18 protein-coding genes are annotated in these 20,773 nt (G+C 68.5%); 7 read left to right on the top strand and 11 right to left on the bottom strand.

What is annotated here, in order from left to right; translation table 11 throughout:
• Positions 1-11 precede the first annotated feature (11 nt).
• Both ABQE93_RS23955 and ABQE93_RS23950 read left to right on the top strand, forming a co-directional pair.
• The gene (locus ABQE93_RS23955; RefSeq protein ID WP_448410931.1) at positions 12-716 is read left to right on the top strand and encodes an NUDIX hydrolase; all 705 of its coding nucleotides are present in this window, start codon (positions 12-14) and stop codon (positions 714-716) included.
• Between the two features lie 43 nt (positions 717-759).
• Entirely contained in the window at positions 760-2,100 is a 1,341-nt protein-coding gene (locus tag ABQE93_RS23950) for a lipase family protein (protein ID WP_448410932.1), read from the top strand.
• Here ABQE93_RS23950 and ABQE93_RS23945 read toward each other — a convergent pair.
• From ABQE93_RS23945 to bioB, 3 genes are read right to left on the bottom strand one after another with little or no spacing between them, the layout of a single operon-like run.
• Positions 2,066-2,731: a DUF2567 domain-containing protein gene (locus tag ABQE93_RS23945; protein WP_448410933.1), complete on the bottom strand. Its 666-nt coding sequence runs from the start codon at positions 2,729-2,731 to the stop codon at positions 2,066-2,068. The two genes, ABQE93_RS23950 and ABQE93_RS23945, sit on opposite strands and share 35 nt — an antisense overlap.
• Positions 2,728-2,919 carry a biotin synthase auxiliary protein BsaP gene (gene bsaP, locus ABQE93_RS23940; protein ID WP_448410934.1) on the bottom strand — a complete coding sequence of 64 codons (192 nt, stop codon included), beginning with the start codon at positions 2,917-2,919 and terminating at the stop codon, positions 2,728-2,730. Before bsaP ends, ABQE93_RS23945 begins: the two co-directional genes overlap by 4 nt.
• A gap of 10 nt (positions 2,920-2,929) precedes the next feature.
• The gene (bioB, locus tag ABQE93_RS23935) at positions 2,930-3,925 is read right to left on the bottom strand and encodes a biotin synthase BioB (protein ID WP_448410935.1); all 996 of its coding nucleotides are present in this window, start codon (positions 3,923-3,925) and stop codon (positions 2,930-2,932) included.
• Between the two features lie 69 nt (positions 3,926-3,994).
• Here bioB and ABQE93_RS23930 point away from each other — a divergent pair, with 69 nt between their 5' ends.
• On the top strand, positions 3,995-4,582 hold the full coding sequence (locus ABQE93_RS23930; protein WP_448410936.1) for a TetR/AcrR family transcriptional regulator: 588 nt from the start codon (positions 3,995-3,997) through the stop codon (positions 4,580-4,582).
• A 21-nt stretch (positions 4,583-4,603) separates the two neighbouring features.
• Here the strand turns inward: ABQE93_RS23930 and ABQE93_RS23925 are convergent, their stop codons facing one another.
• The 5 genes from ABQE93_RS23925 to ABQE93_RS23905 form a co-directional block, all read right to left on the bottom strand.
• On the bottom strand, positions 4,604-5,014 hold the full coding sequence (locus tag ABQE93_RS23925; protein ID WP_448410937.1) for a hypothetical protein: 411 nt from the start codon (positions 5,012-5,014) through the stop codon (positions 4,604-4,606).
• 138 nt (positions 5,015-5,152) lie between these two features.
• Positions 5,153-5,659 carry a 2'-5' RNA ligase family protein gene (locus ABQE93_RS23920; protein WP_448410938.1) on the bottom strand — a complete coding sequence of 169 codons (507 nt, stop codon included), beginning with the start codon at positions 5,657-5,659 and terminating at the stop codon, positions 5,153-5,155.
• Positions 5,660-5,661: 2 nt separating this feature from the next.
• Positions 5,662-6,330 carry a dethiobiotin synthase gene (gene bioD, locus ABQE93_RS23915; protein WP_448410939.1) on the bottom strand — a complete coding sequence of 223 codons (669 nt, stop codon included), beginning with the start codon at positions 6,328-6,330 and terminating at the stop codon, positions 5,662-5,664.
• Positions 6,327-7,475, bottom strand: a complete 1,149-nt coding sequence (locus tag ABQE93_RS23910) for an 8-amino-7-oxononanoate synthase (RefSeq protein ID WP_448410940.1) — start codon at positions 7,473-7,475, stop codon at positions 6,327-6,329. The genes bioD and ABQE93_RS23910 overlap by 4 nt, the downstream gene beginning before the upstream one ends.
• Positions 7,476-7,504: 29 nt before the next feature.
• The gene (locus ABQE93_RS23905; RefSeq protein WP_448410941.1) at positions 7,505-8,797 is read right to left on the bottom strand and encodes an adenosylmethionine--8-amino-7-oxononanoate transaminase; all 1,293 of its coding nucleotides are present in this window, start codon (positions 8,795-8,797) and stop codon (positions 7,505-7,507) included.
• Positions 8,798-8,820: 23 nt separating this feature from the next.
• Between ABQE93_RS23905 and ABQE93_RS23900 the strand changes: the two genes are divergently transcribed.
• Genes ABQE93_RS23900 through treZ form a run of 4 tightly spaced genes read left to right on the top strand, consistent with a single transcriptional unit; the run spans position 8,821 to position 17,178 of the window.
• Positions 8,821-10,998, top strand: a complete 2,178-nt coding sequence (locus tag ABQE93_RS23900) for an acetyltransferase SucT (RefSeq protein ID WP_448410942.1) — start codon at positions 8,821-8,823, stop codon at positions 10,996-10,998.
• Positions 10,998-13,145, top strand: a complete 2,148-nt coding sequence (gene glgX / locus ABQE93_RS23895; protein WP_448410943.1) for a glycogen debranching protein GlgX — start codon at positions 10,998-11,000, stop codon at positions 13,143-13,145. Before ABQE93_RS23900 ends, glgX begins: the two co-directional genes overlap by 1 nt.
• A gap of 3 nt (positions 13,146-13,148) precedes the next feature.
• A complete protein-coding gene (gene treY / locus ABQE93_RS23890; protein ID WP_448410944.1) occupies positions 13,149-15,464 on the top strand; it encodes a malto-oligosyltrehalose synthase in 2,316 nt (771 codons plus the stop codon).
• Positions 15,457-17,178 (top strand): malto-oligosyltrehalose trehalohydrolase, encoded by a 1,722-nt coding sequence (treZ, locus tag ABQE93_RS23885; RefSeq protein WP_448410945.1) that lies wholly within the window; start codon positions 15,457-15,459, stop codon positions 17,176-17,178. The genes treY and treZ overlap by 8 nt, the downstream gene beginning before the upstream one ends.
• On the opposite strand, the gene ABQE93_RS23880 is transcribed toward treZ, so the two are convergent.
• Genes ABQE93_RS23880 through ABQE93_RS23870 form a run of 3 tightly spaced genes read right to left on the bottom strand, consistent with a single transcriptional unit; the run spans position 17,179 to position 20,748 of the window.
• A complete protein-coding gene (locus ABQE93_RS23880) occupies positions 17,179-19,299 on the bottom strand; it encodes an alpha/beta hydrolase (protein WP_448410946.1) in 2,121 nt (706 codons plus the stop codon).
• Positions 19,300-19,327: 28 nt separating this feature from the next.
• Entirely contained in the window at positions 19,328-20,404 is a 1,077-nt protein-coding gene (locus ABQE93_RS23875) for a class I SAM-dependent methyltransferase (protein ID WP_448410947.1), read from the bottom strand.
• Positions 20,401-20,748, bottom strand: coding sequence for a hypothetical protein (locus tag ABQE93_RS23870; RefSeq protein ID WP_448410948.1), 348 nt, complete (start codon positions 20,746-20,748; stop codon positions 20,401-20,403). Before ABQE93_RS23870 ends, ABQE93_RS23875 begins: the two co-directional genes overlap by 4 nt.
• Positions 20,749-20,773: the final 25 nt, after the last annotated feature.

The raw sequence follows: 20,773 nt of genomic DNA, 5'->3' as shown, positions 1-20,773 counted from the left end.
CAATCGAAAACATGCAATATGGTAACACCGCACATGAAGTGCTCGCCGTCGTGTTCCAGGTTCGGGGTGTGCACCCGCAGGACGAAGCCGAGAAACCGGGACTTCACGTGCTGTTATGGCAGCGGGCGCTGGCTCCGGAGCGCGGCAAGTGGTCGTTGCCGGGTGGCCGGCTGGGCGTGGACGAGGATCTGACCAGCTCTGTTCGCCGCCAACTGGCCGAAAAAGTCGATCTTCGTGAACTTGCTCACCTCGAGCAGCTGGCGGTGTTCTCCGATCCCCATCGGGTGCCCGGCGTGCGCACCATCGCGTCGACGTTCCTGGGCCTGGTGCCCTCCCCCGCGACCCCCGAACTGCCACCCGACACCCGCTGGCACCCGGTGAGCGCGCTGCCGCAGATGGCGTTCGACCACGGGCCCATGGTCGAGCACGCCCGCGCCCGGCTGGTCGCCAAATTGTCCTACACCAACATCGGCTTCGCGCTGGCGCCAACGGAATTCGCGTTGTCCACGTTGCGGGACATCTACCACGCGGCGCTCGGACACCAGGTCGACGCGACGAACCTGCAACGTGTGCTGGAGCGACGCAAGGTCATCACCCGCACCGGGACCACCGCCCGGTCGGGTCGCAGCGGCGGGCGGCCCGCGGCGCTGTACAGGTTCGCGGACGCGCGCTACCGGGTAACCGACGAGTTCGCCGCGCTTCGGCCACCAGGTTGACCCGGCTAGCTTCTTAAAGCTTTCTTAAGGTAGAAAGGACCGAATGGATCTGGGCAGCGCCGCACCGGCAACCGGTGCCGAGTGGATCGGCCGCGTACCGCACGAGGACCTGGTCCGCGGTGGTAGCCGCCCGAAACTGCCAGTCGACGACCCGTTCTATGAACCACCCGCTGGTTTCCAGCATGCGACGCCGGGCACTGTGCTGCGCAGCCGCGACGTCGAATTGGCGTTTTTCGGCCTGATCCCGCAGAAGTTCACCGCCACCCAGGTGCTCTACCGCACCACCGACATGAACGGAAACCCGGAGGCGACCGTCACCACCGTGATAGTGCCTGCTGAGCGCGCGGACGGGGCGGTGGTCCCGGTGTTGTCGTACCAGTGCGCGATCGATGCGGTGACATCGCGCTGCTTTCCGTCGTATGCGCTGCGCCGCGGGGCCGTGGCGCCGGGTGCGCTCGCGCAGGTCGAGTTCTTCCTGATCGCCGCCGCGCTGGCCGAGGGCTGGGCGGTTTCGGTGCCCGACCACGAGGGCTCGCGCGGCATCTGGGGCACCCCGTTCGAGCCGGGCTACCGCATCCTCGACGGCCTGCGTGCCGCGGTGAACTGCGAACGGCTGGGCCTGGCCCCGACCGCGCCGATCGGGCTGTGGGGGTACTCAGGCGGCGGTCTGGCGTCGGCGTGGGCGGCCGAGATGCACGCCCAGTACGCCCCCGAGCTCAACATCGTCGGCGCCGTGTTGGGCTCGCCGGTCGCCGATCTCGGCCACGCCTTCCGCAGGCTCAACGGCAGCCTGTACTCGGGGCTGCCCGCGATGGTGGTCGCGGCGCTCTCGCACGTCTATCCCGACCTCGACCGGGTCATCCAGGAGCACGCCACCGACGAGGGCAAGGCGATGCTGCTGCGGGTGCAGAACATGACCACTGCACACGCGGTGTTGCGGTTGATCGGCATGGACATGGACAAGCTGGTCGACATGCCGCTCGAGGCGATCCTCGACATGCCCGAGGTCAAGCACGTCTTCGACAGCATCAAGCTCGGCACCGCGGTGCCCACACCCCCGGTGTTGGTGGTGCAGGCGGTGCACGACCGGATCGTGTCCGTCGGCGACATCGACGAGCTCACCGAGATGTACATCTCCGGTGGGGCGTCGGTGACCTACCACCGCGACATGTTCAGCGAGCACATGCTGCTGCACCCGATGTCGGCGCCGATGGCGTTGCGCTGGCTGATCGATCGCTTCGACGGCAGGCCGGTAAACGAGCATCTGGTGCGGACCAAGTGGCCGACGCTGCTGAACCCGATCACCTACGTGGGGATGGCGCGGTTGGTGAAGATCGCCGCCAAGGTGATCACGGGGCGGACGGTGGAGCGCCGCCCGCTGTGAGCGCAGGCCCGACCGGCGCTTCGTCGACCGGCGGCCACGCCCCCAGGTCGTCGCGCGGGGTCGCGACGGCGATCAGTGAGTACACCAACGCCGCGGTGGCCGCCGGAAACATCAGCGTCACAGCGATCAGCAGCGGCGTATGCCCGAAGAACACCGGCGGCGCCTCGACGACGTAGTGGACGCGGTTGTCGGGTGAGAGCGGTGCCGCCGCGACGTCGATGATCCCGTAGCGCATGCGCACCAGCACGGCGCCCACAACCGCGGCGACGGCAGCCGCGGCCGCGCAACCGATGGAAAGCGCCGCTACCAACGTCGGACCGCGGTGCGCGCGCCACTGCCAGACCAGCACTGCGGCCACCACCGCGACGACGCTGGTCATGCCGAGGAGCAGAAACGCCGCCGTGAAGAAGTGGTCGCCTTCGTTGCCGAGGTAGGCCCGGATGCGGTCCCCGTCTTTGGTGAGCGCGATGACGCCGTGGATCGCCGGCGCCAGCCAGGCCCACAGCGCCCCGACCGCCACACCGGCCAGCGTCAGCCCGGCGACGATGATCACCGCCGCGCGACGACGTGAAATACGGGGCGCACCAACCTGGTTCCGCTCTTCGCGCGAGCGCTCATCGCCGTCGTTCATCGCAGCTCCAAATCCTTGGAATCGGTGACGCCGTGCCGGGAGCATTTGGCCGACCAGCCGTCGGGACGCACCTGAACGATCATCCGGCGTCCGCACTCGGCGCAGTACCGGGGCGGTTCCAGCCCGAGTTGGGCCGCGGTCGGCACCGGGGTGCCGTCGGGTTCGCCGGTGTAGACGTTGAACGCCATCCAAGAAGTCTTACAGGGTGGCGTTGAGCGCCTTGATCGGCATCTGCAGATCGTCGAGCAGTTCCAGGTCGGACTCGGCCGGGCGGCCCAACGTGGTCAGGTAATTACCGACGATGACGGCGTTGATGCCGCCGAGAATGCCCTTCTTGGCGCCCAGATCGCCCAGCGTGATCTCGCGGCCTCCGGCGAAGCGCAGCATGGTGCGCGGCAGCGCGAGCCGGAATGCCGCGACGGCTTTGAGCGCCTCCGACGCGGGCAGCACCTCCAGGTCACCGAACGGGGTCCCCGGCCGTGGGTTGAGGAAGTTCAGCGGCACCTCGTGTGGGTCGAGTTGGGCGAGGTTGGCGGCGAATTCGGCTCGCTGCTCGAGGGTTTCGCCCATGCCGAGGATGCCGCCGCAGCACACCTCCATGCCGGCGTCGTGCACCATCTGCAGTGTGTCCCATCGCTCTTCCCAGGTATGGGTGGTGACGACGTTGGGAAAGTGCGACCGGGCGGTCTCGAGGTTGTGGTTGTAGCGGTGCACGCCCATCTCGGCGAGCTGATCGACCTGGTCCTTGGTGAGCATGCCCAGCGAGCAGGCGATCTGGATGTCGACCTCGTTGCGGATCGCCTCGATGCCCGCCGCCACCTGGGCCAGCAGCCGCTCGTCGGGGCCGCGCACCGCGGCGACGATGCAGAACTCCGTCGCACCGGTCTTGGCGGTCTGCTTGGCGGCCTCCACCAGGCTCGGCACATCCAGCCACGCGCTACGCACCGGCGAGGCAAAAAGCCCTGACTGCGAACAGAAGTGGCAGTCCTCCGGGCAGCCGCCGGTCTTGAGGCTGATGATGCCCTCGACCTCGACGTCGGGTCCGCACCAGCGCATCCGCACGTCGTGGGCCAGGGCTAGCAGGTCATCGAGTCGGTCGTCGGGAAGCTGCAGCACCTGCAGCGTCTGGTCCTGGTCGAGGCCTTCGCCGCGCTCGAGTACCTGCAAGCGGGCCACTGCCAGAATGTCGGTCACCCGTTGTCCTCTCGTCTTGAACACGTCGGCGAACCGACAATTGAACGCTGTTCAGGTTAGGGTACGGGCGTGCAGCTGACCAAACGCGACGTGGTGGCGGCCGCGGCCGCCCTGCTGGACAACTACGGGCTCGCCGACCTGACGATGCGCCGGCTGGCCCGTGAGCTCGAGGTCTCCCCCGGCGCGCTGTACTGGCATTTCGCCAACAAACAGGAGCTACTCGGCGCCGTCGCGGACCGGATCCTCGACGGGGTGCCCGCTGCCGTGGACGTCGTCGACGTGTGCACCCGGCTGCGGAACGCCCTGCTGTCGCATACCGACGGCGCGGAGTTGGTGTCGGCCAGTTTCGCCGCGGGTCAGTCGAAGGCGATGAAACAGGTTCTGGCGTCGCTTGGCGCCGCGGCGGCCGACGCCGGCCTTGACACCACGCACGCCGAGCTGGCCGCTCGCACGGTCGTCTACTACGTGCTGGGCTTCACCGTCGACGAACAGTCGCGGTTGCAGTGGGACGCCGCGGGCGCCGAGCTGCCCGACGAACAGTCGGTGCTGACCGACGACGCCGACGCCCGTTTTGCGTTCGGGTTGCGCCTGCTGCTCAACGGCATCGCCGCCGAGCGTGAGCTCGTGTTCGAGGATCAGCCGAAAACTCGCGCATAAGCTCACGTTGGGCCCGGTCGCTCACCATCCCGCGTCGTCTGGAAGCACCTCATAAAACTCGCCAAGGTTGGGTGCCACGCCAGGACCAGAATCTGCACCGGGGCCCTGGTACCACACGACGACGTCCGGCTCGGGGAACTTAAACGGAGCCTTCCCGACGCTAATCGGTCCGTGCGGCGCGCCGACGAGGCCGCCGGAGCCACCGGTGAGGTCGCCTGCCGACTGCTGAGACGGGGTGAACGTCGCGGACGGTGGATCGATGGGCGTCATGTCGAAGTCGCTCGAGGCGGACGTGTCCGAACCCGGATCGGTGCTGTCGTCGGCGGCGGCGATCGCCGTCGAGATGAACTGCACCGCGCCCATGGCCGCGGCTGCGACCACCGCTGTGAGGGCCCAGCGCGCGGATCGCTCCGTCGAATGTCGTGAATTCATGGTTTCTCCTGCCCGAATTGGGATTGCTGGTTCTTCGGCTGCCGCCCAGCGTGCCGAGATACGGACAGGAATTCACTCCGCTGATCGATTGATTGGGCCGATGAATGTCGGCTCCTGCGATCGCAGGACGCCGACTCCTCAGATCGCGAATTCGCGCTTGGTCTCGCCGACCCAGCGGCGCAGCCCGACGATGGCGCCCTCGATCTCCGCGGGTTTCCCCGCGATCCGCACGGCGCGACCCATCTGGGCGGGCACGACCCGCCGCGCCAACGTCGTATGCGGGGTCCACTGCCCAGGAAGCGAATTGGCCATCGGTCCCGGGTGCACATGCGATAGCGCCAGTTGGTGCACCTCGGCGTGCATCTCGAGCAGCCCGACGGTGGGAACGAGCAGACGGGTCAGGATCAGCTTCGCTCGTCCGAACAGCAACGGTGCGCCGATCCGCACCGGGATCGGCAGCCGCGCGGCCACCGGCGCCAACAGGGCGTCGACCTCAGGATCGATGCGCTCGGCGACGACCAGCGTCGCGTGTGGTCTGCTCGCCGGCGCCTGGCTGGGAATGCCGGCGTCGCGCAGTTGATCCCAGACGCTGCGGATCGTCGCCTCGGTATCAGGGTCGAACACCACCTCAACGGAATGCACCATGGCTACCCCAGGCTTTTGACCCAGTCGGCGTCGAAAGCGTTCGCGCTCATGGCCTCGAACTGCGAAGCGCTCATCGTCCCCGCGCCCGAGGGCAGCACACCACGCAGCGGCGCCAGCCCCGCCAGCGCCTCACGGTTGCCCTCCTCGGCGGTACCGGGATTCCGCGGCCACGCCCCGATCACCAGACCAGCACACGAAACACCTTGGACAGCAAGGGCTTCCAGCGTCAACGCGGTGTGGTTGAGGGTGCCGAGCCCGGCAGCGACGACGACGAGCACCGGCGCGCCGAGATCCGCCGCGACGTCGCGCAGCGTGACGCCGTCGTCGCCCAGCTCGACGAGCAGGCCGCCTGCCCCTTCGACGAGCACCAGCTGCGCACCGACACCGCGCACCGAGGACACCAGTTCCGCGCGGGTGGGCAACGCCATGGCCGCCCGCTGCGCGGCCGCGCGCGGCGCCAACGGTTCGGGATAGCGCCACCCGCCGTGCAGCGCGGTCACCCCGGACAGCCGGCCTACGTCGGCGAGGTCGTCGTCGCGGGGGCTTCCGGTCTGCACGGGTTTGCACACCGCCACGTCGATACCGGCCAACCGCGCTGAACACGCCAGCGCCGCGGTCGCCACCGTCTTACCGACGCCGGTGTCGGTCCCGGTGATGACGAGCGTGCTCACCGGCGGGCTTGTGCGAGCACGTCGGCCAAAACCTCACGCGCCAGCGCCATCTCGCCGTCGGTGAGCGACGCCCGAGCGGTCAGCCGCAGCCGCGAGGTGCCGGCGGGCACCGTCGGCGGGCGGAAACAACCGACCCGCACGCCGCGATCCAGACATGCGACCGCGGCGGCCAACGCCACTTCCGGCTCACCCAGGACCACCGAAACCACCGCCGAGTCGGGTCGCGTCGGCACGCCGCACGCCGACGCCAGCGTTTGCGCGTGGGCCAGCACGTCGTCGGCGCGCCACGGCTCGGCGATCAACACGTTCAGCGCCGCCCACGCCGCCCCGACCGCCGCGGGCGCCAGGCCGGTGTCGAAGATGAACGGCCGCGCCGCGTCGATGAGATGGTCGCGCACCGCGGCGGGTCCCAGCACGACGCCACCTTGGCTGCCGAGCGCCTTCGACAGCGTCGTCGTCATCACGATGTCGGGCGCACCGGACAACCCGACCTCGTGCAGCAGCCCGCGTCCGCCGGTGCCGCGCACCCCCAGCCCGTGCGCCTCGTCGACGATCAGCAGCGCCCCGTGCCGGCGGCAGACGTCGTGCAGCGCCCGCAGCGGCGCCAGCACGCCGTCGGCGGAGAACACCGAGTCGGTGACCACCACCGCGCGCTCCTCGTCGCGGCCGGCCAGCGCCGCCTCCACCGCGGCGACGTCACGGTGCGGGGTCACCGCCACCCTGGCCCGCGACAACCGGCAGGCGTCGACCAGCGAGGCGTGCGTTAGGGCGTCGGACACCACCAGCGATCCGGCCCCGGACAGCGAGACCACCGCGCCGATGTTGGCGGTGTAGCCCGAGGAGAACACCAGGGCCGATTCGGCGCCGACGAAATCGGCGAGCGTCTGCTCGAAGCCTTCGTGTAGTTCGGTGTTGCCGGTGACCAGCCGCGAGCCGGTGGATCCGGCGCCCCAGGTGCGCAGCGCGGCCACCCCGCCGTCGATCACGTCGGGGTGCTGGGACAAGCCGAGGTAGTCGTTGGACGCCAGGTCCAGTTCGGTGCCGACGGCTGCGCGCGTGCGCAGCGACCGCCGCAGCCCGGCCTCGCGGCGCTGCTGCTCGACGTCGTCGAGCCACGCCAGCGGGGATAGACCTGCGCGCGTCATGGCACCTCCCGGGAACAGTTGAACACCGTTCAGGTTAGTGCACGTGCGACGGCGATCATCGCCGAGCAGATCTGCGCGATCTCCTCGGGTGTGCAGATGTAGGGCGGCATCACGTAGATGAGGTTGCGGAACGGGCGCAGCCACACGCCGTGCTCGATCGCGACGGGCGTGGCCACCGCCAGATCCACGGAGTCGGCCATCTCGATCACGCCGATCGCGCCCAGCACCCGGACGTCGGCGACGCCGGGCAGCGTCGCGGCGGGCGCCAGGCCCGCGCGCAGGCCGTCTGCGATGGCGGCCACCCGCGCCTGCCAGTCGCCGTCGAGCAGCAGTTCCACCGACGCCACCCCGACCGCGCACGCCAGCGCGTTGGCCATGAACGTCGGGCCGTGCATCAGCGCGCCGGGTTCGGAGCCGCTGATCGTCTGCGCCACTTCGCGGGTGCACAGCGTCGCCGCCAGCGTGATGTAACCGCCCGTCAGCGCCTTGCCGACGCACATGATGTCGGGGGTGACGCCGGCGTGGTCGGCGGCGAACAGTTCGCCGGTGCGGCCGAAGCCGGTGGCGATCTCGTCGAAGATCAACAACACGTCGTGGCGACGGCACATCTCGCGAAGGTCGCTCAGATAGCGCGGGTCGTGGAATCGCATGCCGCCCGCGCCCTGGACCACGGGTTCGACGATGACGGCCGCCAGCTCATCGGCGTGCCCGGCCAGTTGCTTCTCGAACACCTCGCTGTAGGCGGGGTCGTAGTCGGACGGCACCTGCGGTGCGAACACCTGCGGGGTGAGCACATCGGTCCACAGCTCGTGCATGCCGCCGTCCGGGTCGCACACGCTCATCGGCGTGAACGTGTCGCCGTGATATCCGCCACGCCAGGTCATCAGCCGGTGCTTGGCCGGGCGGCCCGTGCTGCGCCAGTACTGCAGCGCCATCTTGGTCGCCACCTCCACCGACACCGAACCGGAGTCGCTGAAGAACACGGTGTCCAGCCCGTCAGGGGTCAGCTCGACCAGCAGTTCTGCTAGGCGCGCGGCGGGTTCGTGGGTGAGCCCGCCGAACATGACGTGGTTCATGATGGCCAGCTGATCGGTGATCGCGGAGTCCAGCGCGGGGTGGCCGTGGCCGTGCACGGCGGTCCACCACGACGCCATCGCGTCGAGCACTTCGACGTCGCGCCCGCGGTGGTGCAGCGTGAGCCAGGCGCCGCGCGCGGCGACGGCGACGACGGGAGCCGGTGCGCCCGCGCCGATTTTGCTATACGGATGCCAGACGTGCGCGGCGTCGACCGCGATGATCTCGGCAGGCGTCATTTTCGGCACCTTAGGTAGATTATCGGTCAACCATGATGACCCTCGCCCCTCCCCGGCCGGCGTCTGCCACCGGACCGGGACAGTCCCCGCGCGCCAATTCGGCGTACACCAGTGCGCGCGCATCGGGGTTCTACCGGCACGACCTCGACGGTCTGCGTGGCATCGCGATCCTTCTGGTCGCGGTCTTTCACGTGTGGTTCGGGCGGGTCTCCGGCGGCGTGGACGTCTTTCTTGCGCTGTCGGGGTTCTTCTTCGGCGGAAAGCTGCTGCGCGCGGCGATGAAACCCGGGGCGTCGCTGTCGCCGGTGCCGGAGGTGACCCGGCTGGTGCGGCGGTTGCTGCCCGCGATGGTGGTGGTGCTGGCGGCGTCGGCGGTGCTGACGATCCTCATCCAGCCCGAAACCCGTTGGGAAGCCTTCGCCTCCCAGAGCCTGGCCAGCCTCGGCTACTACCAGAACTGGGAGTTAGCCACCTCCGCGGCGGACTACCTGCGCGCCGGTGAAGCCGTCAGCCCGCTGCAGCACATCTGGTCGATGTCGGTGCAGGGCCAGTTCTACATCGCGTTTCTGATCCTGATCTTCGGGTTCGCGTACCTGTTCCGCGGGGTGCTGGGCAAGCACATGCGGACCGTGTTCGTCGCGCTGCTGACCGCGCTGACGGTCGCCTCGTTTGTCTACGCGATCTTCGCCCACAACGCCGATCAATCGGCGGCCTACTACAACAGCTTCGCGCGGGCGTGGGAGTTGTTACTCGGTGCGCTGGTCGGCGCGTTGGTGCCCTACGTGCGCTGGCCGATGTGGTTGCGCACGACGGTCGCGGTGGTGGCGTTGACCGCGATCCTGTCCTGCGGCGCGCTGATCGATGGGGTCAACGAGTTCCCCGGGCCGTGGGCGCTGGTGCCGGTGGGTGCGACGGTGCTGCTCATCCTGTCGGCGGCCAACCGGGCCGCCGATCCGCACACCGGCGGGCGGATGCCCGCGCCCAACCGGTTGCTGGCGTCGGCGCCGTTCGTCTCGCTCGGATCGATGGCGTACTCGCTGTACCTATGGCACTGGCCGCTGCTGATCTTCTGGCTGGCCTACACCGGGCGCAGCAGCGCCGGATTCCTCGACGGCGCGGGCGTGCTGCTGGTCTCGTGTGTGCTGGCGTGGCTGACCACCAAGTACGTGGAGAACCCGCTGCGGTACCGGGCCCAGGCGGCGACGACGCCCATTGTGCCGCTGCGGATCCGGCTGCGTCGACCGACGATGGTGCTGGGCTCGACGGTCGCGCTGCTGGGGGTGGCGTTGACGGCGACGTCGTTCACGTGGCGGGAGCACATCATCGTCGAACGCGCGAGCGGCAAGGAGCTGGCCGGTCTGTCATCGCGCGACTATCCCGGTGCCCGCGCGTTAACCGAGAAGGTGCGGGTGCCCAAGCTGCCGATGCGCCCGACGGTGCTGGAGGCCAAGAACGACATCCCGCAGACCACCACCGATGGCTGCATCAGCACCTTCGACGATGTCGACATCATCAACTGCACCTACGGCGACAAGGACGCCACCCGCACGATCGCGCTGGCCGGCGGTTCGCACGCCGAGCACTGGATCACCTCGCTGGACCTGCTCGGCCGGCTGCACCATTTCAAGGTCGTCACCTACCTGAAGATGGGTTGCCCGCTGAGCACCCAGAAGATGCCGCGGGTGATGGGCAACAACCGGCCGTACCCGAAGTGCCGCGAATGGAACGAGCGGGTGCTGCCCCAGCTCATCGAGGACCGCCCCGACTTCGTGTTCACCACCTCCACCCGGCCGTGGAACATCAAACCCGGCGACGTGATGCCCAGCTTCTATCTCGGCATCTGGCAGGCGTTCGCCGACAACGGCATTCCCGTACTGGCCATGCGCGACACCCCGTGGCTGGTGCGCAACAACAAGCCGTACCTGGCCGCCGACTGCATCGCCAACGGCGGCGACGCCACGTCGTGCGGGATCAAACGATCCGACGTGCTGTCGTCGCGCAACCCCACACGCAATTACCTCGCCCGGTTCCCGAACCTGCGCCCGCTGGACATGAGCGACGCGGTGTGCCGCAAGGACATCTGCCGCGTGGTGGAAGGCAACGTGCTCGTCTACCACGACGCGCACCACATCTCCAGCACTTACATGCGCACGATGACGGCCGAACTCGGTCGCCAGATGGCCGCCGCCACCGGCTGGTGGGTTGATTGATGACCTCTGGACGCGCACCGGTATCGACCGTATGGCCCGGTGCGCCCTACCCGTTGGGCGCCACCTACGACGGTGGCGGCACGAACTTCTCGCTGTTCTCCGAAGTGGCCGAGAAGGTCGAACTGTGTCTGATCGCCAGGGACGGCACCGAACAGCGCATCGCACTCGACGAAGTCGACGGCTATGTGTGGCACTGCTACCTGCCCACCGTCGCGCCGGGGCAGCGCTACGGCTATCGCGTGCACGGGCCGTGGGACCCCGCGGCCGGGCACCGCTGCGATCCGAGCAAGCTGCTGCTGGACCCGTACGGCAAGTCCTTTCACGGCAACTTCACCTTCTCGCAGGCGCTGTACTCGTATGACCTCGACGCCGAGGATCCCGCGTCCGGCGGCGTGCCTCCGCAGGTCGACTCACTGGGCCACACCATGACCAGCGTGGTGATCAACCCCTACTTCGACTGGGCGTCGGACCGCGCACCACGCACCCCGTACCACGAGACGGTGATCTACGAGGCGCACGTCAAGGGCATGACCCAGACCCATCCCGGCATTCCCGAGGAGCTGCGCGGCACCTACGCCGGCCTGGCGCACCCGGTCATCATCGACCACCTCAAGTCGCTCAACGTCACCGCGATCGAGCTGATGCCGGTGCACCAGTTCCTCCACGATCACCGGCTGATCGACCTGAGTCTGCGAAACTATTGGGGCTACAACACGTTCGGGTTCTTCGCCCCGCACTACGAGTACGCGGCGAACAAACATGCCGGCGGCGCCGTCGCCGAGTTCAAGGCGATGGTCCGCGCGTTTCACGAAGCCGGCATCGAGGTCATCCTCGACGTGGTCTACAACCACACGGCCGAAGGCAACCACCTGGGCCCTACACTGAACTTCCGCGGCATCGACAACACCGCCTACTACCGCCTCGATGACGACGACCTGAGGTTCTACAAGGACTTCACCGGCACCGGCAACAGCCTCAACGCCCGCAACCCGCACACGCTGCAGCTGATCATGGACTCGCTGCGCTACTGGGTGCTGGAGATGCACGTCGACGGCTTCCGCTTCGACCTCGCCGCCACGCTGGCCCGGGAGTTCTACGACGTCGACCGGCTGAGCGCGTTTTTCGACCTGGTGCAACAGGATCCGGTGGTCAGCCAGGTCAAGCTGATCGCCGAACCGTGGGACGTCGGCGAGGGCGGCTACCAGGTCGGCAACTTCCCAGGTTTGTGGACCGAGTGGAACGGGAAGTATCGCGACACTGTGCGTGACTACTGGCGGGGCGAGCCCGCAACCCTGGGTGAGTTCGCCTCACGGCTGACCGGATCGTCGGACCTCTACGAGGAGACCGGCAGGCGCCCGAGCGCCAGCATCAACTTCGTCACCTGCCACGACGGGTTCACGCTGGCCGATCTGGTGTCCTACAACGAGAAGCACAACGAGGCCAACGGCGAGGACAACCGCGACGGCGAGAGCCACAACCGGTCGTGGAACTGCGGTGTGGAGGGCCCGACCGACGACCCCGACATCCTGGCGCTACGGGCCCGGCAGATGCGCAACATCATGGGCACGCTGATGGTGTCGCAGGGCACACCGATGATCTCGCACGGCGACGAGATCGGCCGCAGCCAAGGCGGCAACAACAACGTCTACTGCCAGGACTCCGAGATCTCGTGGATGGACTGGTCGCTGTGCGAGAGGAACGCCGACCTGCTGGAGTTCACCCGCAAGGTCGTGCAGTTGCGCACCGACCACCCGGTGTTCCGCAGGCGGCGGTTCTTCGAAGGTAAGCCGATCCGCACCGGCGATCAGGTCCGCGACATCGCGTGGCTGACCCCCGCGGGCGAGGAGATGACGCTGGAGGACTGGGAACACGGCCTCGGCAAGTGCGTCGCGGTGTTCCTCAACGGCGACGCCATCCCGACGCCGGATGCGCGCGGTCAACGTGTGGTCGACGATTCGTTTCTGCTGTGTTTCAACGCCTACGATCAACCGCAGGACTTCGTCGCCCCGACGGGCTACTACGCCGCCCAGTGGAGCGCCGCGCTGGACACCGCACATCCCACCGGCGCCAGCGATCTGGTGGTCGGAGCCGGCGAAAAGATCGCACTGCAGGCGCGGTCCCTGCTGGTGATGCGTAAGACCGCCTAGCGTATGCCGTCCCGGGTGCTTTCGACGTATCGGCTGCAGATGCGCGGCGACTGCTTCACCTTCGCCGACGCCGAAGCCCAGCTGGATTATCTTGAGTCGCTGGGTGTTTCCCACTTGTACTCGTCGCCGATCCTGACGGCCGCCGAGGGGTCCACCCACGGCTACGACGTCACCGATCCCACGACGGTGTCGGCGGCGTTGGGCGGACCACAGGGGTTGGCGCGGCTGTCGCAGGCGGCGCGGGCCCGCGGGATGGGGCTGATCGTCGACATCGTGCCCAACCATGTCGGGGTCGAACGGCCCGAGCAGAACCCGTGGTGGTGGGATGTGCTCAAACACGGCCGCGACTCGGCGTACAGCTCGTTTTTCGACATCGACTGGGAGCTGGGCGGCGGGCGGATCGTACTTCCCGTGCTCGGTTCCGACGCCGACGTCGACGATCTGCAGGTCGACGGCGACGTGCTGCGCCTCGGCGATCTGGTGTACCCGATCGCCGACGGCACCGGTGACGGGTCGGGCGCCGAAGTCCATGAGCGGCAGCACTATCGGCTGGTCAGCTGGCGAGCCGGGGCGAGCGAAGCGACGGGAAAATTATCGGGCGTCTGCGGCTACCGCCGTTTCTTCTCGATCACCTCGCTGGCCGGGCTGCGTCAGGAGGACCGGGCGGTGTTCGACGCCACCCATGTCGAGGTCAAACGTTGGTTCGACGAGGGTCTGGTCGACGGGGTGCGCATCGACCACCCCGACGGGCTGTCCGACCCCGAGGGATACCTGATCTGGCTGCGTGAGCTCACCGGACCGGATGCGTGGATCGTCGTCGAGAAGATCCTGGCCCCCGACGAACCGCTGGAACCGACGCTGCCGATCGCAGGAACCACCGGATACGACGCGATGCGCGAAATCGGTGGAGTGTTCCTCGATCCCGGCGGTCAGCAGCCGCTGACCAACTTGTTCGACTCCGCCGGTGTGCCCTACCGCTCGATGCCGGAGTTGGCCCGAACTCTCAAGTCCGAAGCCGTGACCGAGACCCTGGCCAGCGAGCTGGCCCGGTTGCGCCGCACGGTCGTGGCCGCCACCGGCACCGACCACGACGATCTGCCCGCGGCGATCGCCGCGCTGCTCAGCCGCGTCGGCGTCTACCGATCCGACTACCGGTCGTTGTCGGGGGTGCTGCCCACCGCGTTCGCCGAAACCACCAGCGCGCAACCGGATCTGGCGGGCCCGCTGGCGCTCGTCGCCGGGGCGTTGGCTGCGCAACCGGAAGTAGAGGTCCGGCTGCAGCAGCTGTGCGGCGCGGCGACGGCGAAGTCCATGGAGGACTGTTTGTTCTACCGCGACGCGCGGTTGGTCTCGCTCAACGAGGTCGGCTCGGAGCCGCACCTGTTCGGGGTCGGCGTCGCGGAGTTTCACCAGCGGGCGACGGTGCGTGCGCGGATGTGGCCGGCCGCGATGGTCGGGCTGACCACCCACGACACCAAACGCGGTGAGGATGTGCGCGCCAGGATCGGGGTGCTGTCGCAGGTGCCGTCGCTGTGGGCGGAGCTGACCGGCAACTGGAGCCTGTCCACCCCGCCGCCGGATGCGGGCACCGGTCTTTTCCTGTGGCAGAACCTGTTCGGCGTATGGCCCGCCGACGGGGCGATCACCGACACCCTACGGCAGCGGGTACACGGCTACGCCGAGAAAGCGATCCGCGAGGCCGCGGTGCACACCACCTGGAACGACCCGGACGCCGACTTCGAGACCGCGGTGCACACGTGGCTCGACGCGGTGTTCGACGGGCCGGTCGCCGCCGAGATGACGTCGCTGGTGGCCCGCCTCGACGCGCACGCGCGCAGCGACGCGCTGGGCCAGAAGCTGCTCGGGCTCACCGTGCCCGGCGTGCCCGACGTCTACCAGGGCACCGAACTGTGGGAGGACAGCCTCGTCGATCCCGACAACCGCAGGCCCGTCGACTATTCGGCGCGTCGCGACGCGTTGCGCGCCATGCGGCATCCGAAGCTGCGGGTGGTGGCCGCGGCGCTGGCGCTGCGACGGGAGCGCCCGGACACGTTCTCCGAGGGCGGTTACCGCCCGGTGCTGGCCGACGGCCCCGCCGCCGAGCACCTGCTGGGGTTCCTGCGCAGCAACGACGTGCTGACCGCGGTGACCCGCCACTCCGTGCGGCTGTCCGAAACCGGTTGGGACGACACGTCGTTGTCGCTGCCTGCCGGGATGTGGGCGGACCGGCTGTCGGGTGTCCGGCACCGCGGCGACGTGTTGGCCGCCGAGTTGTTCACCGACCTGCCGGTGGCGCTGCTGGAGCGTGTCGATGGCTGAGTTCGCGGTGTGGGCGCCGGTGCCCGAGCGGGTCCGTCTCGACGTCGACGGCACCCGCTACGACATGGACCGCACCGACGACGGCTGGTGGCGCGCCGAGGTGACCGCCCGCCCGGACGCCCGCTACGGCTTCGTCCTCGACGACGACGAGACGGTGCTGCCCGACCCCCGCTCCCCCCGTCAGCCGGACGGCGTGCACGACAGATCGCAACTGTGGCAGCCGGATCCGTCGGCGTGGACCGATGGCGGCTGGGCGGGCCGCTCGATCGAGGGTCAGGTGATCTACGAACTTCATGTCGGCACCTTCACCGGCGAGGGCACGTTCGCCTCCGCGATCGAGAAGCTGGACTATCTGGTCGATCTGGGGGTCGACTTCGTCGAGTTGATGCCGGTGAACGCGTTCGGCGGGACACACGGATGGGGCTACGACGGTGTGCTGTGGTACGCCGTGCACGAACCGTACGGCGGACCCGACGAATTGGTGCGCCTGATCGACGCCTGCCACGCGCGCGGCCTGGGTGTGTTGATCGACGCCGTCTTCAACCACCTCGGCCCGTCGGGCAACTACTTGCCGCGGTTCGGCCCGTATCTGTCGTCGGGCAGCAACCCGTGGGGCGAGTCGATCAACATCTCCGGACCCGACGCCGACGAGGTGCGCCGCTACATCCTCGACTGTGCGCTGCGATGGATGCGCGACTTTCACGCCGACGGGCTGCGGTTGGACGCCGTGCACGCGCTGGTGGACACCACCGCGATTCACATCCTCGAGGAGTTGTCCGCCGAAACCGACGCGCTGGCAGCAGAGTTGGGCCGTCCGCTGTCGCTGATCGCCGAGAGCGACCTCAACGATCCGCGGCTGATCACCCCGCGCGAGCGCGGCGGCTACGGGATGACCGCACAGTGGGACGACGACATCCATCACGCCATCCACGCCGCGGCGTCGGGCGAACGGCAGGGCTACTACGGTGATTTCGGGACGCTGGAAGCGTTGGCCACCACGCTCAAGAACGGCTATTTCCACGCCGGGACCTACTCGTCGTTTCGGCACCGCCGCCACGGCCGGCCCCTGGACACCTCGTCCATCCCGGCGACCCGGCTGCTGGCCTACACGCTGACCCATGATCAGGTCGGCAACCGGGCCGTCGGTGACCGGCCGTCGCAGAACCTGACCACCGGACAGCTCGCGGTCAAGGCCGCGCTGGTGTTCGGGTCCCCGTATACGGCAATGATGTTCATGGGCGAGGAGTGGGCTTCGTCGTCGCCTTTTCAGTTCTTCAGCTCGCATCCGGAGCCGGAGCTGGCCAGGGCCACCGCCGAGGGCCGCAAACGCGAGTTCGCCGAGCACGGCTGGGACGCCGACGAGATCCCCGACCCGCAGGACCCCGAGACGTTTCTGCGCTCCAAACTCAACTGGGAGGAAGTCGATCAGGGCGACCATGCCCGGCTGCTGGAGGTCTACCGGCAGCTGATCGCGTTGCGGGACAACCACGCCGATTTCGCCGACCCGTGGCTGGACCACCTGCGGATCGACTACGACGAGGATCGGCGGTGGGTCGTGATGCACCGCGGCGCGTTCGCGGTCGCGTGCAACCTCGGCACCGAGGCCGTCGACGTCCCGGTCACCGGTGAGGTGGTGCTGTCCTGGGATGAACCCACGGCCGGGGCGAAAACCACGCGGCTGCCGGGGCATTCGTTCGCGGTCGTGCGCACCTAGCTACAGCAGCTCAGCGAGCATCGCGGCCGCACGTTGGGCGCCGTCGGTCTCCACGGCGCGAAACCGCGGCGGCGTCGCCAACTCGTCGACGATGACCTTAGCCAGCAGGTCGGGATCCGAGGCCTCGGCGTAGCGCATCGGCCGTCCGGCCGCATAGCGGTCGAGCCGATGCCGAACGTGAAACTGCTGTTCGAAGTGGTGCTCCAACGGCACATAGACGAACGGGGTGCCGGCGGCGGTCAACTCCATGCAGGTCGTCAGCCCGCCTTGCACCACCGCGATGTCGCAGGCGGCGAGATAGTCGACGAGATCGGGCACGAAGCCACGTATCCGCGCCCCGTTCGGACACGGCAGCGAGTCGGGCGCGATGCGGGGTCCCGTGACAACCAGGAATCGCAGTTCAGGCATCGCACGCCGGGCGATCGGCACCGCAGCCAGCACCCGCCGCAGCAGGTGTTCGCCGACGGCGGTGCCGCCGACGGTGACGACGCACAGGCGATGTTCGGGGCGGACGTCGAGTCGTCGGCGCAGCGTTGCGCGTTCGGGTCCTGCCGGGGGCGCCGAGCCCATCACGTAACCGGAGAAGTCGAAGTGCTGGCGGGTCCACTCGCGGATCCCGGGCAGGCCCGGCCCGAACGGTCGGTCGACTACGTCGTCGGGGTTGCCGACGAAGATCGAGCGGTCCCGCACGCGCGGGAACCGTGCCCGCTGCTCGAGCATTTCGGCGTTGTGATCCGCGGTGAGCGCGGTCTCCTGCGGCCCGCCGTCGGGCATCGGCAGCCAACCGACGAAATCGGTGAGCCAGGCGAATGCGAACCGCTTGAGCTCGGGGTTCTCGTGCAGGAAATAGTCCACCTCCCATGCTTCGTCGGCCACGACCAGATCGGGCGGTTCGTCGGCGATCACCTCGGTGAACGTCATGAAATTGGCGACCAGGATCTCGTCCATGCGCCGGATCGCTTCGAACGCGTGCAGATCGTGTTCGCCCGCTTCGGTTTCGACGTGTGCGGATTCACCGAGCAGGTGGCGCGACGCCGCGTGCACGGACTCCCCCGCGTCGTCGAGCAGTCGGACCACCGGATCCTGAGCCAACCAGGTGACGTCGACATCCGTTCGCAGCCCGCGCAGTTCGCGGGCGATCGCGATGTCGCGGCGGGCGTGGCCCAGACCGATTGGCGACGACAGGTACAGCACGCGCCGGCGGCGCCGCTGCGCGCGGGTCCACTTGTGGTGCTTTGCACGTGGGGCCACGCGGTCGACGAAATCGCGGATCACCGCGTTGACGCGCACCGGGTCGCGGGCCAACACGCCGTGCCCTGCGCCTTCGACGAGGGTCAGCGAACCGCCCGTGAGGGCAGCCAACCGCTCACCGATGCGCCAGGTCCGCACCCGGTCGGCGGTGCCGTGGACGACGTGAACCGGACAGCGCACGGCCTTGGCGATGTCGTCGAGCGGTTCGCCCATGGTGTGAAACGCGGCGGTGGTGTCGACCAGTGTCTGCGCGTCGGTGTCGGCCGACCAGCCGACCATGTCCTCGATCTGTTTGGTCGAATGCGGTTCGGGAAAAGTCTCGGCGAAGAAGAACTCCTTGAACTCGGCATCACCGCCGTCGAGCCAGTGTTGGCGGTTGTACAACTGCCAGCCACGCGGCCCATCGACGGTCTGGCGCCACTGCGCGGCGTCGCGCCCGGATTCAACGCCGCGAACGCGGCACGCCGGGGCGATCGCGAGAACGCCCAGCGCCCGTTCCGGCTGCGCGGCAGCCAGCTGGACCGCCCACGTCGCGCCGCGGGAGAACGCGACCAGCACGCACCGCCGGGTTTCGGTCGCGTCGAGCACTGCCGACGCGTCGGCCACGTATTCGGAATCGGCGAAAGCGGCCGGCCCACGCGGCTTCCCGGATTGCCCGCAGCCACGTCCGTCGAAGGTGACGACGCGGTAGTGGCGCGCCAGGAACGGCACCTGCGACTTCCAGAACCGGGAGTCCACGATCGACCAGGTGGGCAGCAACAGCAGCGTCGGTACACCGTCGCCGTAGATGTCGAAGTGCAGCGCCACGCCGGCGCGGCTGACCGCGCCGGAGGCGTCCGGTTGGCGGGCCCGCATCTGTTCGGCCCTCATTGCCCTATCGTGGCTCGCTTGGGTGGATTCAGGGCCTGACTTCGAAAACGTTGTTGAACGGGGTCTGTGCCGCGAGCCGAAACCTGCTGAAGCCCGCCGCGATCACCACGTCGCGGATACGGGCCGGGCCCGCCTGTGTGCCCAGCGCGAGACCGACGGGCTGCGCCAGCGACGCCGGCGTGCAGAGCAAGGTGGAAAACGCGTAGTAGGCCCGGCCGATCGCGGTGAAATTGTCCTCCGGTCGGTCACCGGCGGCGGGTTCGACGATCATCCATGTGCCGTCATCTTTGATCATGTGCAGGATGTGCCGGGCGGCGCCGATCGGATCGCCCATGTCATGCAGGCAGTCGAACATCGTGACCAGGTCGAAGGGTCCGCCGGTGAACGCGTCGGCAGCCGCGGTCTCGAAGTCGACGGCCACACCGGCCTGTCGAGCGCGCTCCCGCGCGATCTTGATGGAGCCGGCGTGCGCGTCGCTGCCGCGGAATTCCGAAGTCGGAAAGGCTTGGGCCATCAGGATTGTCGATGCGCCGTGGCCGCAACCGATGTCGGCGGCCACCGCCCCGCGGGCGAGTTTTGCTGCGACGTCATCGAGGGCCGGAAGCCACTCGTCGACCAGGTGCGCCGCATAGCTGGGCCGGAAGAAGCGTTCGCAGCCCTGGTGCACATCGTTGTTGTGATCGCCCCAGCCGACGCCGTCGCCCGCGGCGGCGGCGTCGATGACGTGCGCGGCGTCGCGCACCGTGCCGTGCACGATCTGAAAGAGACCGCCGACGAACGCAGGGCTGTGCTCGTCGGTGAGCGCGACGGCCTGCTCGGGCGCCAGGCAATAGCGACCGGTCGCCGGGTCGTAGGCCACGAATGCCCCGGCCGCCTGCGCATTGAGCCACTCGCGAGCGTAGTGCTCGTCGGTGGCCGTCCGTTCGGCCAGTTCCACTGCGGTGCTGGGGCCATGCTCAACCAAGGACCGGTAGAAACCGAGGCGCTCGCCCATGACGACCAGCGCACAATTGAGCGCGGCACCTGCCTCCTCGACGGCGCGGACGACGAACTGCATCAGCTTGTCCGGATCGACGGCGCTGCGAGGCGAGAGGGCGTCGGTCATCGTGGATTGACCGCCGTCGGTAAAGGCGCCACCGGAATCCAGGGACCCACCGGTGGTGGTGTCGGCTCGGCCTGCGGCTGCTGCGCCGCGATGTCGGAGTCCGAACCGGTGTGCTCGCCGTCCTTGAAGTTGTCGCAATCCTGTTCGCCGTCGATGTCCTTGTAGCAACACCGCGAATACCGATGCCCGTCGAATACCGCCGTGTGGTAGCTGCCGTTGGCTTCCTTGCACTCGCGCTTGATGGTCGATTCTGGCAGCGCGCCGGCCGCGGGTGCGCTTGCAAGCAGCGCGGCGATCAGCACGGGGATACCGAGTAGTTGTGTTGACCGGATGTTCGATCTCATGGCACGAACCATTCCTCTCTTGGCG

It is taken from the genome of Mycolicibacterium sp. XJ662 (genome assembly GCF_053484035.1).
The sequence above is the reverse complement of the archived record's forward strand: the minus strand, read 5'-3'. Positions and strand labels throughout refer to the sequence as shown.